Source organism: Phaeodactylibacter luteus, from assembly GCF_007993045.1.
In the GTDB taxonomy this organism is placed as follows: domain Bacteria; phylum Bacteroidota; class Bacteroidia; order Chitinophagales; family Saprospiraceae; genus Phaeodactylibacter; species Phaeodactylibacter luteus.
This window is the reverse complement of the sequence record NZ_VOOR01000003.1, coordinates 16426-28548: the sequence shown is the minus strand read 5'-3', so window position 1 is coordinate 28548 and position 12123 is coordinate 16426. Positions and strand designations below refer to the sequence as shown.

General features: G+C 55.6%; 13 protein-coding genes. 7 read left to right on the top strand and 6 right to left on the bottom strand.

Going from position 1 to position 12123, the window contains the following annotated elements; translation table 11 throughout:
• Window positions 1-244: 244 nt before the first annotated feature.
• Window positions 245-721: a ribonuclease H-like YkuK family protein gene (locus FRY97_RS01900; protein ID WP_147165727.1), complete on the top strand. Its 477-nt coding sequence runs from the start codon at window positions 245-247 to the stop codon at window positions 719-721.
• A 318-nt stretch (window positions 722-1039) separates the two neighbouring features.
• Here the strand turns inward: FRY97_RS01900 and FRY97_RS01895 are convergent, their stop codons facing one another.
• From FRY97_RS01895 to FRY97_RS01885, 3 genes are all read right to left on the bottom strand, one after another.
• Complete coding sequence (locus tag FRY97_RS01895) at window positions 1040-2641, bottom strand: glycoside hydrolase family 32 protein (RefSeq protein WP_147165726.1); 1602 nt, start codon at window positions 2639-2641, stop codon at window positions 1040-1042.
• Window positions 2642-2724: 83 nt separating this feature from the next.
• Window positions 2725-3168 (bottom strand): TlpA family protein disulfide reductase, encoded by a 444-nt coding sequence (locus FRY97_RS01890; protein ID WP_147165725.1) that lies wholly within the window; start codon window positions 3166-3168, stop codon window positions 2725-2727.
• Window positions 3169-3296: 128 nt separating this feature from the next.
• Window positions 3297-4100, bottom strand: coding sequence for a T9SS-dependent choice-of-anchor J family protein (locus FRY97_RS01885; RefSeq protein ID WP_147165724.1), 804 nt, complete (start codon window positions 4098-4100; stop codon window positions 3297-3299).
• Window positions 4101-4266: 166 nt separating this feature from the next.
• Between FRY97_RS01885 and FRY97_RS01880 the strand changes: the two genes are divergently transcribed.
• From FRY97_RS01880 to FRY97_RS01865, 4 genes are all read left to right on the top strand, one after another.
• A complete protein-coding gene (locus tag FRY97_RS01880) occupies window positions 4267-4707 on the top strand; it encodes a hypothetical protein (RefSeq protein ID WP_147165723.1) in 441 nt (146 codons plus the stop codon).
• Window positions 4708-4852: 145 nt separating this feature from the next.
• Window positions 4853-6160: a hypothetical protein gene (locus FRY97_RS01875; RefSeq protein WP_147165722.1), complete on the top strand. Its 1308-nt coding sequence runs from the start codon at window positions 4853-4855 to the stop codon at window positions 6158-6160.
• Between the two features lie 17 nt (window positions 6161-6177).
• Complete coding sequence (locus tag FRY97_RS01870; protein ID WP_147165721.1) at window positions 6178-6393, top strand: hypothetical protein; 216 nt, start codon at window positions 6178-6180, stop codon at window positions 6391-6393.
• On the top strand, window positions 6390-6833 hold the full coding sequence (locus FRY97_RS01865) for a hypothetical protein (protein WP_147165720.1): 444 nt from the start codon (window positions 6390-6392) through the stop codon (window positions 6831-6833). The genes FRY97_RS01870 and FRY97_RS01865 overlap by 4 nt, the downstream gene beginning before the upstream one ends.
• 28 nt (window positions 6834-6861) lie before the next feature.
• Here the strand turns inward: FRY97_RS01865 and FRY97_RS01860 are convergent, their stop codons facing one another.
• The 3 genes from FRY97_RS01860 to FRY97_RS01850 are packed head-to-tail and all read right to left on the bottom strand — an operon-like array spanning window position 6862 to window position 9302.
• Window positions 6862-8163 carry a hypothetical protein gene (locus FRY97_RS01860; protein WP_147165719.1) on the bottom strand — a complete coding sequence of 434 codons (1302 nt, stop codon included), beginning with the start codon at window positions 8161-8163 and terminating at the stop codon, window positions 6862-6864.
• Window positions 8150-8701: an RNA polymerase sigma factor gene (locus tag FRY97_RS01855; protein ID WP_170254457.1), complete on the bottom strand. Its 552-nt coding sequence runs from the start codon at window positions 8699-8701 to the stop codon at window positions 8150-8152. Before FRY97_RS01855 ends, FRY97_RS01860 begins: the two co-directional genes overlap by 14 nt.
• A 10-nt stretch (window positions 8702-8711) precedes the next feature.
• Window positions 8712-9302: a hypothetical protein gene (locus tag FRY97_RS01850; RefSeq protein WP_147165717.1), complete on the bottom strand. Its 591-nt coding sequence runs from the start codon at window positions 9300-9302 to the stop codon at window positions 8712-8714.
• Between the two features lie 462 nt (window positions 9303-9764).
• On the opposite strand from FRY97_RS01850, the gene FRY97_RS01845 reads away from it, so the two are divergent.
• Together FRY97_RS01845 and FRY97_RS01840 are read left to right on the top strand one after the other, a co-directional pair.
• On the top strand, window positions 9765-10016 hold the full coding sequence (locus FRY97_RS01845) for an FUSC family protein (RefSeq protein ID WP_147165716.1): 252 nt from the start codon (window positions 9765-9767) through the stop codon (window positions 10014-10016).
• 422 nt (window positions 10017-10438) lie between these two features.
• Entirely contained in the window at window positions 10439-11908 is a 1470-nt protein-coding gene (locus FRY97_RS01840) for a T9SS type B sorting domain-containing protein (RefSeq protein WP_147165715.1), read from the top strand.
• Window positions 11909-12123: the final 215 nt, after the last annotated feature.

Sequence of the window (12123 nt, the reverse complement as noted above, 5' to 3'; positions counted from 1 at the left end):
AGCAGAAAGGGTTGATAATCAGGGCTGTTTAGAAAAGAGGAATACTGTGTCTTGTCTAAAAAATTGATTTACAAGCTGTTGTATATTTTGGTTGTTGGGCGGGCGATAAAAATAGGCCTTTTTGGAACCTTCGCGGGGCAGTTAGGGTTTGATTTTTTGTTAATCAAACATTAATTCTGTTTTATTTCATGCAAGCCGTAGGGCGTATGGTTTGCATATTTTTTATTTTTATCAAAAATCAGCCATGGCAACAAAATGGAGAAAGCTTAACGGCGAGCGCATCGACCTTCCCATCAAGGAGGCAGTAGAGCAGACCATCTTAAGGGAAAAAGCCAGCGGTCACCGGCTGAAGGTGTGTATTGGCTCCGACTCTCAGGTCAGGGGCGCCCACATCGAGTTTGCAACGGTCATCGTCTTCCTGCGCGAGAAAAAAGGCGGGTTCATGTACATCCACAATTCTAGGGAACGGAAGGGGATGGGGCTGAAGGAGCGCATGATCACAGAGGTAGCTAAGTCGGTGGAGACGGCTTATGCCCTTTGCGATCTGCTCGATAAGCACAACGTTGAGCTAGAAGTCCACGCCGACATCAATACCGACCCTGAGTTCCAGTCTAATGTAGCTTTGAAGGAGGCGATGGGGTATATCTTGAGCATGGGCTTTGTTTTCAAGGCTAAGCCCAATGCGTTCGCCAGTTCTTCTTGTGCAGACAAGGTGGTCTGATCTGTTTGCCGGCTCTGGCCCTTGGCTGAAATATCTCACCGCTATTATGGTAGTTTTGGCCTAGCGCTGCGGAGGGGTGTGAAGCCCGATAGGGCCGAGCGGACAGCGAGCCCCGTAGCATAGCGGCTCCTGCCGTGAGGCAGGGGCAGGCCCCTCTTCCTTACGTCAGGGGCAGGCCTATCACGAGAAGCAAGCTGGGCAGGCTCAAAAAGGAGGATATGGGTTGCGCTATGGGCTCTGGGGTAGAGGTTGTAAAGGAAAAAAGTGCCTGTGGTGACGTTTGTCCCCCCAGGCACTTCTGATTGATCGAGCACCGTGTTAATCCCAAATGCGGCTCAGCTCCCAAAATTCGCCTTCTGCCTTAACCCTGCCGCCCTGTGCAAGTATACGGAAGGAGGTGAAGGGCTGGCTTGGGAAAAACAAGTTCGTCATTGCCGTCAGCCCATCTGTGGTAAAGGCTTCGCAGGAGGCCCGGTCGTAGAACAGCCTGAGCCTAGCCTCCCCCGGAGCAGACAGCAATGGAGCTTTGGCGCCCCGGGCAAATTGCTCAGAGAAGCCATTTGGCCCAGCATTGGAGCGGTCTGCAAAGAGCAGGGCTTCATTTGGGGCAACCCCGATATCGAAGTGTTCGCCTGCTTCATTTTCTGCACGGATAATGACCTGAGCAGGAGGCTGAGCGGTATCCCAAGACAAGCGGATGTCCAATTCGAGCCCTGGGGCAGCTGAGGGGATGGCAGCAAGGCTAAGCGGTTCTTCGCCCGTTTCGAGCGCAAAGCGCTGCGCTTGTTGGCGCAAGTGTTGCAGGGCATCGGCCGGCCTGCTGCCCAATCGGAGCCCATCGGGGCTTTCTGCCAGGAACAAAGCCCGTGGCAGGGTCATGGCACTTCGCCAGCGTTGGGTAGGCACCTGTTGTGCGTAGTCCCAATTGCTCATCCACCCCATGAAGAGCCGTTCTTGGCGGTTGCCTGCGCCCGACCAAGTCACCCCAGCGTAATTGTCCCGCCCATAGTCTATCCAGTATGGGTTGCCCGAAAGGGTATCCGCAGCGACGGCTGCCATGAATTGGGGGAAGGGGGAGAAGGTGGTGCCATCGAAATCCCCCAGGAAGTACTGTGTAGCGGAGCCGCCATTGGGGCCGCCTGGATTGATGCTGACGAGCAGCGCCCAGACGGTGCTGTCTTTTCCGGGCAGGTCGAGGGAGATAAGGTCTGGGCATTCCCATACGCCCCCCTGTGCGCCCAGCCCCTGGCCGAACTCGCTGAGGTAGGCCCACTGCAAGAGGTTGGGAGAGCTGTAGAATTGGATGCGGTCTTGGACGGCAAGGGCCATGACCCACTGCTCAGAAGGCTGATGCCAGAACACTTTGGGGTCGCGGAAGTCTTTGATGCCTGGGTTGGGCAGCACCGGATTGCCTGCGTACTTGGACCACGACTGGCCCTCATCGAGGCTATAAGCGAGGCTTTGGTACTGGAAAGCATCACTGCCAGCTTTCGCGAGGGGGTCATTGTGGTGGGTGAATATAGCGATGAGCGGTCCTTTGCCGTTTTGGCCCAGGCCGGAGGTGTTGTTGGCATCGTGTACAGCGCTGCCGGAGAAGATCCAGCCGAGGCTGTCGGGATAGAGGCCAATAGGCAGGTGCTCCCAGCTCAGGAGGTCTTGGCTGATGGCGTGGCCCCAGTGCATGGGCCCCCAAACGTTGCTGTCGGGGTAGTACTGGTAGAAGAGGTGGTAGGCTCCGTTGTGGAAGACCATGCCATTGGGGTCGTTCATCCACATGCTGTCTGGCGAAAAGTGGAACTGAGGGCGGTAGGGCTCCTGATAGTAAGCAGAAGGTGCGGCCTCGGGGCCTGTCGGCTGCTGTTGGCAGCCCAGTGTCAGCCCTGCCAGGGCTGTCCAGGCCAGCAAAATTAGTTTTTTCATACGTTGGTTGGTTTCAGAAATGTCCAATGTGCCAAATATAGGCTGCTTCTGGCAAGGCAAGGGCTATGGCTTGGTGTTTTTGCTTATCGCTCAGGGCGGCAGGCCTTCCTCAGGGTGCGCCTGAGCTTCCGCATGCGAGCGCCTAGCCAGCGTTTTTGGACATTCCCGCTGGCATCGAGGAGGACAAAGAAGGGGATGCCGGGGTAGCCGAGCGCATCGGCCCATGCCTGATTGCGGCCTGCTTCCCAGCTGTGCCTCAGGGGCGCTGACACCCCCTTTCGGTTAGCGATCTTTAGCCAGTCCTTCTGTTCGGTATCGAGGTGGAGGGCCCAGACGCTGAGCTGTTCTGGGCAAGACTGCTCGGCAGCCCTAAGCGGTTCGTAGGCGGCCCAGCAGGGGGCGCACCAAGTATGGGTGAAGAAGAGCAGGGTAGCGGGGCGGCCTTGCCACAGGGAGTCGGGCAGGGCGTTTTGCCCAAAGAGCATTGGGGCGGACAGGAGGGCGGACAGGAGGAAGGTGTAGCGCATGATTATTCAACGGGGAATGGGGAAGGGGATTGTGTTGCTGTATTGCCCTATCCTTCTTACGTTTTGCCGGCAGGCCGCTAAACCCCTGGCACAGCCTTATCATGAGGATGTGCCAGGGGGGCATTTGCCTACGGCAGCCAGAACTTGCGGCTGTACTGCTGTTGCCCGGCTTGCAAGCTCAGAATGTACAAGCCTTTTGGCGCTTCATCCATCGCTACGCGAACGGCAGCGCCGCCTTTGGGCAGCCGGCCCCGATACAGCGCCTGGCCCGCGAGGTTGAGCACGCTATAGGTGCCCTCAATGGGCAGCTCGGCGGTAAAATGCAGCCCGCCATTTTCAGGGTTGATGATACGGAGCAGCCCGGGGTTGTGCTTCACTGTGCTGCTCAGGACGCTCGCCGTCACCATGATGTTGTCTAGCTGCCAAAGTTTAGCTTGCAGGACATTGCTGGATACGTACTTGAAGGCTAGGTAAGCCGTTCCTTCGAACCCAGACAGGTTGATCTCGCCTGAGCTGACGTACTCGTACCCGCCTCCTGAAAAGGCCACTTGATCAGAGAGGTCAGTCCAATCGGCTGTATTGGGGTCGCTTTCCCCATCGTAGTTGGTGGATACGAGGACCTCCAAGTCCGGGCCGTTGAAGTTGGCTGCATTCTCAAAAGTAAGGACTTCGTCGGCGTACTGATCCATGTTAAGGGCAGGGGAGATGAGCCAGTCTTCGTTATCCTGCACGCCATCGTCAAAACCGTTCATTTGGGCAAACTGCCGGTCGCCGAAGGAGCGGGCTGCCCAAAACTGATCGTCGCCCTCAGCGCTGAACTCGGTGAAAACGCCAAGGGTGCCGTCATCAAAGGTTTCATTGAGCAGGACGTCTTGTGCATTCAGGGCAGAAAAAGCCAAGCAAGCCGCAGGGAGTAGTAAAGTTTTTTTCATGTTTTTGATGCTTTTATGGTTTCGTTTACGAAAGTAAAGGAGGGAGCGGTAAAGCTGCAGGGTCAAGGGGTTAATTTTGCGTTAACTCATAGGCACAGCCAACGCCTAACGGGAACAAAATGCGGTCATAAGGTGTCCTTGTTATTTTAGCTTAAAAAATACAAGTATGACTATTGGGTTTGATTGCAAAGCCACTGCGGCTAACATCTCTCTACTGTTGTTGTTCGTGTTTGCTTCAGCTTGTGAAGACAGCAACAGTGCTGCTTCCTCAATGAGCGGAACAGACACCGTTTCTGAGTTTCTTCTTCACAGCAATGGGCTGGCCATAACCCTGCTGACAGATGATGCGGAGGACGAGACCTATTACTTCGATTCCTACACTTTTAATTTTAGCGATAGCGGCACGGTCAGCGCAGCCAATGCAGACCGCACTGTGGAGGGCACCTACGCTGTGTTCCGGGACGATGGCCGTGTAGAGCTCCGCATGTCTTTTCCGAATACGGCTAATTTTGCTGAGCTCAATGATGACTGGTACTTTATTTCCATTGATCAGGGCATCATCAAATTTGATGATGAGGGAGACAGGCTGTGGCTGGAGCGGCTGTAGTTGGTACTCTTTGAGGGCAAAACAGGAGCGGGCGTGTTGGCTGTAGGGCAAAGGCAGCACGCCTGTTTGTTTTTCAGGGATGCGGGGTTTGCCAAAGCCGTCAAAAATGGCCAACTTAGCATCAATACATCTTCAACCAACACCAATGCCTACACCCATGCGCTCGCCTATCTTTTTGCTGCTGCTGTCCGTTCCGTTCTCCGCCTTGCGCGCGCAAGACATCGTCACTGACGACCTTGCCTACTTTTGGGAAGCTTACGATGCCATCCGGCAGGAGCCCGATACCAATGCCCATCTCCCCCTTTTCCAGGAGCTGCTACAGGATAGGGGGACTCCTGGGCTGAAGGCTATACAACAAGCCCGCCGCTATACCGCTGAAGACTATGTGGCTGCAATACGCAACTACCCTGCGTATTGGGAAAGCATCCGTAGGAACGAGGCGAGGGCCTTGGCTTATATCCCTGAGATAGCAGCCGGGCTGCAGCGCTTCCGGCAGCTGTACCCGGATGGGGCCTCAGCTGCCATTTATTTTGAGCCCGGGGTGTTCCGTACACCGGGCACAGCGGTAGACGGCGTGGTCGTCATCGGGGCAGAATTGTCTTTTGCAGATACGGCCACGGTTTGTTGGGAGCTGCCAGCCTCAATGGATTATGTTCGGGCTTATGCCCAACAGAACCCGATCGATGGGCTGGTATTTTTGGCTGTGCATGAATATGTGCACACCCAACAGTCTGCAGCCTATGCATACGACCTGCTCTCGCAGTCCCTTTTTGAGGGCATACCTGAATTCTTGGCCAGCCTTTCTACTGGGCAGGCTTCCGTGCAGCCCGCTTTCGCTTATGGCGCTCTGCACCGGGAGGAGGTCTTGGCGCGTTTTGCGGAAGAAATGCACAACCCTTTTTATTATCACTGGCTGTATAACAGCTCAGACAATGAGTTTGGGGTGAGGGACCTCGGGTATTTTGTAGGGTATACCCTCGCAGAAGCCTATTACGAAAAGCAGAAAGACAAGACAAAGGCCATAAAGGCTCTGGTAGAGCTGGACTTCGAGTCGCCCGCTGCCGTCGCCGCTCTGGTAGAAGCAACCGGGGTGTTCCCTGAGCCGCTCTCCGTTTACCAAGCAGCTTTTGATGCCCGCCGCCCGGTAGTGGAAGCCGTAGAAGGGCTGGGGGATAATCTCGAGTCCGTCCCTTACGGGAAAGCCGCGATGGCAGTCCGTTTTTCAGAGCCCATGGACAGGAGGTTTTGGTCTACCGGGTACGGGGAGGCAGGGGAAAGCGCTTTCCCTGCCATCACAGCATTGACCTTTTCAGAGGATGGGCGGACTATGGTTTATGAGATGGACTTAGAACCGGGCAAGGCCTATGATTTTGTCATCAATTCCGGCTACCGTACGGCAGACCTTCGGCCCTTGCAGCCAAAGGTGGTCCGGTTCAAGACTCAGCCCCGTTGAGCATAAATGAGCAGAAAATGTTTTTCATTTTATCGCGTTACCCCTTGTCTTCCTGCTACTTTTGCGGGGCAGCAGGCCCGGAGACAGTCGTGGAGCTTCAGCTGAAACCAGAAGCGGTAAAGCGTTACCGCATGGATGAGCAGTTGTCCTTTAAAGGCACGCTGCTTCTCAATGTCAATGATTTGGACCATTGCAATTATATTTTAAAAGGCGCAGAATTTCACCAACAATGAGAATTTTACCCATCTGTTTTTTATGGCTGGCGGCCGTTGCTTGTAGCTCTGGGGAAAAAGCCAACCCGCTGCTCGAAGAGGCAGCTAGCCTTTATGAACAAGCCCTGAGCGAGGAGGAAGCGCTTCAGCCTTTGCTCAACAGCTTAGAGCAGCAGTACAACCGCTTGAGCGTTCAGGGCCGGGCGCTGACATCAGCGGAGCAGTCCTTTTTGGAGAATGTGAGCACGCTGCAGGTCCGCTACGCGCAGTGGAGGGAAGATCGCATCGAGGTCCCCGGGTTCGGGCATGCACATCACCATCATGATGGGCATGAGCATGAGCATACGCATGGGAAAAAAATGCCGGAAGCCACCCCTGAGCACATGCTCAATATTCAGCGGGAGAGCTTGGAAGGGGTTTTGGCGATGAAGGCGGAGGCAGAAGCGTTGCTTAAACCTTAAGCTAAAGGCCGTTTAGTTCACTATAGCTTTACCACTCCACCCGCCACCCCATTGTTAACCCTATAGCTTCCGGGCGGAAAAGGCTACCCTGCACCAACCCTTCCTGCTGACTCAGGGAACGGCGGTAGCCACCCCGAAGAAACAAGCGCCCAAACCGTACAGGCGGCAATAACAGCTGCCCCTCTAGGCGTAGGGCCCATCCGGTTTGGTATCGGTTGCTGGCGCTTGCCACCGTATACCCCTCGGTCAAATAACCGCCCGAACGCCAGGAAGACAAGTTGAAGTCGAATCCGGCTTTACCTTCCAGTTGCCAGCCGGCTGCAGCCCAGGCCCTGCCAATCAGTACAGGTATCGACCAGGAGCGGAAGGTGCTGTGCTGCTGTATATTGACCTGCCTGATGCCGGGTATGGAATCAGTGGTGGAAGTAAATTCTTCTCCGGTGATGGTATTCCGGAAAATGGTATCTACGGTATTGGGTTGGTATAGCTGAATGGGGAAAGCTTCCTGCAAACGCTCCCGCTGCACCAGTTCTTCCATTTCGATGCCGCCCCAAAGGGTGTAAGGGCGTTGCGGAAGTGCGTACCCTATCCGAAGGCTTGCGGCAAGCCCGCTTAGTGGGTCGATGGTGGTATTGGGCAATTTCGCACTGTAAATATCCGGGCTCAGGTTGAAGGCCAGCCCAATCCCGGCTTCCACAATCCAGGGGTCGCGAACAGCCTGCATTTTCTGCACTTCCGGATATGGGGTAGTTGAATCGAGGCTGACCACCGGTCCCGGTGCCAACGCTTCAATTTGATTTAGCAGGTCTAAACCGACCAGTTTATCCTGTGCCTTATCAGCTGACACAGCCTGACTTTCTTTAAGTTCGTTTAAAGGATTTGTTGGTGTTGAGGCCGCCTTTGAGGTTGATGGCACTGAAGCTTTTCTCTCCGCAGGGTTGGACGAAGCAACCAGTCCATTCGGACCGCCTTTTGCTTTCGGGCCATCCGGTGAGATGGCAATGCCCGCCTTATTAGCTCCCTTTATTTCTTCAGGCATCTCCGTTGCAGTTTTAGCTATAGCTGGAGTTGTACCTACGGGTTGCCCGGGCACCGGGAAATAACCCAATCTGGCACGCTCACCGAAGAAGCTGAAGTAGCCAACAATAGCCAAGGCAACGGATAAGCCAACCGGCAGCCACCACCAGAACCGCCGCCTCCGGCGTTTAGGCTTCAGCCCTGCTCTGATCCCCGGGCCCATCTGCCCCCAGCTCAGGCCAGCAGGGATGTCTTTTGCCTGATGCCGGCCCAGCTTGCCGTCGAGCCCGCCTCGTTGATCAAATGATTCCATAACGGCCTTCTGTTTTTTGTGCTTCCAGCGCTTCCCTTAGGAGTTTTTTTGCGCGCGATAATTGCGACCGAGACCCAACCGGGCTGATGTCCAGCATCTTCCCGATCTCCTCATGGGTATACCCGTCCACCACATAAAGGTTGAATACGGTACGGGCGCCCACAGGCAATTGCGCGATGAGCTCCAACAGGTACTCCGCCTCAAAAAAGGACAGGTCGATACTTGTCGTAAGCGCTGCCTGTTCGCCAGCCAGGAGCTCCTCCGCCCTGAGGCGCTGCAGCTTTCGCTGGAAAGCAATAGTTTTATGAATCGCCAACCCTCGGATCCATTGGTGCAAATCCCCTTTTTTGGGGTTGAACCGGTCTAGGCCCTGAAATACCGCGATAAAAATGTCTTGGACGAGGTCCCGCTCTTCAGAGGGGCTGATGCCAAACCGCCGTACAATGGCCAGTACATAAGGCAGGTATTGCTCATAAAGCCACTGCTGTGAACGGGCATTGCCCTTAAGGCATTTTTGGATGAGGGTAGCGGTATCCATTGGGCGCTGCTTATTCGCAGTCTTCGTATGACAGGCTGAAGGAGGCCGTATACTCATCAACGTAAACGAAACCGCCACAGGGCAGGTCATTGCCTACCGGCCCATCCATCCTGAAAAAATCGCCGGTGAATGTCCCGCTGATCTCGGTTTCAGTAATCGCGTTGATCGTCACCGCTGCGGTTTGCTCCTGGCAGCCGCTGCCGGGGGGCACTAGGCTGAACAAAACCGTAGGCTGCCCATCTACTTCCGTGGTGATGCCGGCCTGAGTGACGTAGTGCTCCCCCTCGAATTCGTAAAATTCAAGCACGAAAAAGTTTTCTCCGGTGTAGCTCGTGCTGTAAGCGCTGCCCCCTTCGCAAATGATGGCCCCTGAGGATATGGCGTAGGAGGTAAAGCCGCCTGCCCCAGTTATCCGTTTGGCGGTGCCTTCGGCAATGAAGACATCCCCTTCCTGTGCCTTTAGGGCAAATCCTTGTTGGTATTCAATAGTGGTAGGAGGGGCCGCTTCGGGGGCCTCCGTAATCTCGAGGAAGTTCTCCCGTTCGCAGCTGACTAGCGCGATATAGACGATGGCCCATAAACAGATTGTAATTCGTTGCATGATGGTAGTTTTTGCTTATCTATTGTGCATTTGTGGGCCAAACGTTGCAGCGGCACCGTTTTTTCTTTAAAAAAACATAAAGCTTGCAGAAAGCGAGAGGCAGCAGCAGCCATAGCCTACTGCTGCCATACAACACAATGAAAATGAGTGCTTTTTGTTTCGGGCTGCTGCTAAACCGGTTCCTTGCCGCTTAGCCGAGACGAAAGCAAGCAGCTGCGCGAACAGCTACAATGGCTGAAGTAGCTGCCGGATGTCACCCCCAAACCTGACTTGGCCAGCTAAATGAGTTGTGGTGATGTTTTGCCAGGGCAATAAAGTAGGCGCATGCCCTCTTGGGCTGCTGCCCCTGAGCAATAGGCCGCTGCATTTCAGGAAATTGAGTAAATTGTACAGGCGGGCCGTTCTGCCTGCAAAGTGCAAAACACAAATTCGGGCTTGTTCTCAACCTAATACGGACGGAAAATGAAGCAGAAAGACCTTGCTGCCTGCTCTGATGAAGAGCTGCTGAAACTAGCGAAAGAAATGGAGCGCACTCCGGTTTATGATGCGGTCATTGTCGGGCTGCTCGCCGGGGTAGCCATTTATAGCGCGGCAAACAACGGTATAGGCATCCTTACGTTCCTGCCTTTGGTTTACTTTCCTATAGCTGGGAGGAACCGGGCTAAGAAAAAAGAGGTTGACGCCTTGCTGGAGGAGCGGGGGCTAGTGCCTTAAGTCATAAATCTCTGATACTTAAGCTGAAGTTGTTTTCTGGCTAATCGAGGCGAAGGTTCGCGACTTTAGCCCGAGCTAAAGGAGCGGTTCTTTAACGAAGAGTAGGCGGAAAAGAACGAAACTTGGGTTGTCAAGGATTTGTGGCTTGAGGCACTAGGCTAGCTGTGGTGCAAACGGCCTTGCAGCAATAGCGCTGCTGCCCACGCTGTGCCCGGGCCAGCGATGCGGAGGGGTGCAAGCCCGGCAGGGCCGAGCGGATAGCGAGCCCCGTAGCGTAGCGCCCCCTGCCATTGGGCAGGGGAGGCCCCACAACCCTTTTCAGGGGCAAGGAACTGGGCTGGGCCGAATGGGCAAAAAAGGGGGCTGTGTTCAACAAACCGGAGCTTTTGCCGTCTTTACTATCGGTAAAAAGCAAAAACGGTATGAAATACTGGTTTTCATTTTTTTGGGCATTGCTCCCCCTGCTGGCGGGCGCACAGCTGTGCGAGGGCATCCCGGGAGCTGCCGCATTTACAGAGTCTTTTGGGCAGGGCTCCAACTTCGGGCCGCCTTTGCCGGCGGGCGTCACGACCTACAGTTACAACAACACTTCTCCGGCAGGGGGCACTTATATGGTCACCAATAGGACACAGCTCAACGGTGCAAGCTGGCACCCTGGCCTGGATAACACGCCCGATGACGGGTTTGGCTATATGCTGTTGTTTGACGCGACAGATGCGCCGGGGGAGTTCTTCAATCTGGTCTTAGACGGCCTTTGCCCGGGCACCCGCTATGAGTTCAGTGCGTACCTGGCCAATGTGGTGACGCCTTCTGCCTGTGGCGGGCAAAGCATATTGCCGAATGTGCGTTTTGAGCTGCGCGACCCCTCTACGGACGCCCTGCTGAGCAGTATTCAGACCGGGCCGATACCCACGGGGGCATTTCTGCGGTGGGAGCAATATGGCATGGCGTTCACCCTGCCCCCCGATCAGGATGCGGTGCGCCTGCTCCTGATCAATACTGCGGCAGGAGGCTGTGGCAATGATGTGGCCATAGATGATATCAGCCTGAGCATTTGCAACCCGGTGCGGTCACAAACGGCTACACGCTGCGGCAGTGGGCCGGTAGTGATTGATGGGCGGGAGTATGCGGCCCCTGGCTTGTACCGGGATACTTTGCCGGGCGCACAGTTCTGCAACGACAGCATTCTGCTTACGGAGATATTGGATGGGGCAGGGGAAGAAGTGGCGATCGATACTTTTATCTGCGAGGGCAGTACCTTCTCGGTGGGGGGCAAGGCGTATGCCGAGCCTGGGTTTTATGTAGATACCCTGCTCAGCTCGCTGGGGTGTGACAGCATCGTGCGCGCACAGCTCTCGCCGGCCTCCCTGACGGCTTGGCTCACAGCTTCCCAAGATACGGTTTATGCTGGGGAGGCAGTACGCTTGGCGGGCAGTGCCGAGGGGGACGGGCCCTTGATTTGGTCTTGGCAGCCCGAGGGCAGCGTAGACTGCCCCGATTGCCCGGAGACGGATGCCAGGCCGGTTCAGACGACCAACTATGAGCTTACGGTGCGCGACAGCATTACCGGCTGTCAGGTCAGGCTGCAGCAGCTGATAGAAGTAGTGCCCTGCCAAGCCGTCTACATCCCCACCGCATTCTCTCCGAATGGGGATGGGCGCAACGATACCTTCCAGCTTTTTTATGGCCCTTGTGTAGCGCAGGTACTACAGCTGCAGGTGTACCACCGCTGGGGCGGGCTGGTGTTTCAGTCGCAAAGCGGAGAAGAGGCCTGGGACGGGCGTTCTGCCGGGCAGGATTGTGAGGCCGGGCTCTATATTTGCCAAGCCGTGCTGCTGCTGAAGAGTGGGGCGCAACAAATTTGGCGGGGCGAAGTGCAGCTCCTGCGCTGAGCACGCGAAATGGCTACAGCCCTGCCGGCCGTACTGGGACAGCAGGCTGGCATTAGCCTTTGATTTTCGTTGCGAAAACGCTATAAGCAAGCGCTTGGGCACAGCCTGGGCCGGGCAGGGCAATGTTTTTAGGGGGCTACCCCCGCCTAAGGGCGCGGGTCGCTACGCTGCGGGGCTCGCTGCCCGCTCGGCCCTAACGGGCTTCCACCCCTTCG